Here is a 2,838-nt window from a genome sequence, read left to right on the forward strand (position 1 = left end):
CATTTTGGCCGATCAGCTCCCGGACGCCATCAGGAAGCGGCAATGCTGACTTCGTAGAGAACCAGGTCCCCGAATGATCGAGAAACCCGCGCTTGACACTTACGCAAACAGAGAGCCGGTGTTGGTAGAGGCAGTGACGCATTTGCAAAGTAGCTCCCATGTGACGCCATTTGTCTTGCAAATTGGTGGCTCAGCGATGGCAGGAAAGTCTCGATTGCCGGATCATTAATCTGAAGACACAACTTTGCTCCGCAACCTCCGTGGAAGGCCACTTACCGAAACAATTGGCCATCGAAATCTCAGTAGCGGCTCCGTCTAGGCTACAGCGTCGCATAGCGAGGTTCCTTTGGGGGGTGATAGCGCCAAACAACGAAGTGCAGGGCTTCAGATGGCATGGACACCTTCAGTATCTACAATTCCCGCCGCAGCAAGCTCAACGTAGCTATCAGTAACTTGATTGTGTCAGAAGTCGCTGCGTTTGGATGCTCGAGCAAATGTGCGGACCAGAAGGTTTCCCATAAGTTAAACCGTGAAATTCATACATTTAATGAAACATTTCCAACTTATTAACACTACACCAAGAACAGGAAGCCTCGTAAACCCGTCGAGTGCCGTTGCTGACTTAGACCAAACGGGTGCGCCGACGTTCTCGCCAAACAACCAACAATCCTCCGATAACGATCAGGATCGCACCAGGGAAGAGGTCTTGCCAGGGAGCTTCGCCAAAGAACATCCAACCGAACACGAACGCCATTGGGATGCCGAGATAGCTGAACGGGGCGAGGTTGCTTTGCTCGGTCATTCGAAACGAAATCACCAACAGCAAGACCGCAATTCCGCCAGATACACCCATGGCGATGATCCAGGCGAAATCGGACGCATTTTGTATTGGAGAGAACCCACCAAGGAGCAACGCCAGAACCACGGATCCCAAAACTGCAAAGCCAGTAGAATACAGGTTGATCAATGCGCTCGGGACATCGTCGTCAATAAGGCGGGCTGTCACGCCGGTAAGTGCATAAAGCGCGGCCGCAGCCAGGGGCAAGAGGGAGTCAAAAGTGAATGTGTCCCGCCCTGGTCCCATCACCATAACCACGCCGACGAACCCAATCACCACCGCGATCCAGCGGATAATGCCCACTCTCTCGCCGAGCAGCAGGACCGCAAATGCCGTCATGAAAAGCCCGCTGGAATAGGAAATCGTTGTCGCACTGGCAAAGGCAATCCGACCCAGTGACAGATAGAACATCAGCTGCGCCAGCGTAACGATGAGACCACGTGCGCCGATCAGGGTCCATTGGCGCACACGCAGGCGTCGACCGCCGTCGTGCCAGCTGCGTGAAGACCAAAGCGCGATTGCACTTGGGATCAGGCCAAAAAAGTTCCGATAGGCCGACAATTCCGCCGCACTGTAATCAGCCGACAGACGCTTGATGATCAGTCCCATCAAATCAAAGAACACAAGGGACAGAAGGCTTAAGCCAATGGCAAGGGCGACAGACCCGGTTGGGATCGCCGGAACTTTGGGGACATCGATCATCCGATTTTCTCGTGAAAACGGGCTCATCTCGACTGACTACCAACAAATCCTTGTCTTCGATCTTCAGAACGCGACCACTTCCGGCGATATGCAGATGACCTGGGTTCGGTTGAGTTTGTAATCGAGCGTTTCATCTGAACGCCGGTCCATGGGCCCAAACCGTAAGGGAGTGACGGACGCCACTTGTGACTGGCGTTACGTGGTGAAGTGAAAAACTTGGAAAAACAGTGACACATCCTTGAGCGCGATTGGCGGCCACTACATGGGCACTTGGCATTACTTCCAAGTCTCCACCCTTGTAATTGTCGGGTTTGCTCAATTGAAGAACCAGTGTGAGCTTTCGCTTGGCCGCTGCGACGCCGTCACCAATGTCAGAATGCCATGCAAAATGACCGCCGTTGGAGGATTGGTAGCGCGCAACCTGTGGGCTTTCCGAAAATTCGCGCAGATCGAAGTCAAACAAGTCCCGATTGGATTTGCTCACCAAGGCAATAAGCCGATCCATGACCCACCCCATACCATCAACATCATCCAACCAAACAAGCTCGGCCTGCCGTAGATTGTGATCCCTTTGTCGCCCCACCAGCAGGGCTTCATCAGCTGGGACTTTGGCAGTTGTCGCAATAATCAGGTCACACTCCGCTGGGGTGAACGCCTCTGGCATCGAATACACTTCGATCATTCCGTCCACCTTTTCAAACTGTTGGTTGAGCATTAGCCGAAACGCTTGAAAGTTCTGACCTGAATTCACCGTTTCAGCATAAGAGCTGTCGTTTTAGCGCTTTGATCCCAAACCGTAAGAACCCAAGATTTCTTCCGGCAACCCCAACAGCTTACCCAAAAAACATCACTCCCGCAGCACCATAAGCACGGCAAGGAGCGTTGGTCATGCACTGTGCTAGAACTGTGCTAGGTGCACGGCGCATCTCATAACAAACTGTGCTAGCAGGTGTTTTTGAGACTGTGCTAGCACTGCGCTAGGGTATTCTCGTGTTTTCAGCGATTTTCGCTGCAATGCGGAAATCCAGCAAATTATTGTTTTCGCTTGATTTAAGTGGTGCCCAGGGGCGGAATCGAACCACCGACACGAAGATTTTCAAGACTTGTGTTTATTTTAAGTAGTTGATTTTAAACGGCTATTTTGGGCGAAATTGAGGTGTGCGACAAACTGTGGAGATATAGCTAAAAGTTGGTGATGGCCCCTGAGGGGCGGCATATCATGGCGTTGTTCACGCGCCGCAATTCTCGTCTGAGAAAAGGATATGCCACATGAGGACAAATACCATTACCCAGCTGCC

At 52.0% G+C, this 2,838-nt stretch carries 2 protein-coding genes; both read right to left on the reverse strand.

What is annotated here, in order from left to right:
• Positions 1-622: 622 nt before the first annotated feature.
• Complete coding sequence (locus GV827_RS23025; RefSeq protein WP_164356646.1) at positions 623-1,540, reverse strand: DMT family transporter; 918 nt, start codon at positions 1,538-1,540, stop codon at positions 623-625.
• Between the two features lie 130 nt (positions 1,541-1,670).
• On the reverse strand, positions 1,671-2,222 hold the full coding sequence (locus tag GV827_RS23030; RefSeq protein WP_164356648.1) for a 2OG-Fe(II) oxygenase: 552 nt from the start codon (positions 2,220-2,222) through the stop codon (positions 1,671-1,673).
• Positions 2,223-2,838 lie beyond the last annotated feature (616 nt).

It is taken from the genome of Sulfitobacter sediminilitoris, assembly GCF_010667575.1.
In the GTDB taxonomy this organism is placed as follows: Bacteria; Pseudomonadota; Alphaproteobacteria; order Rhodobacterales; family Rhodobacteraceae; genus Sulfitobacter; species Sulfitobacter sediminilitoris.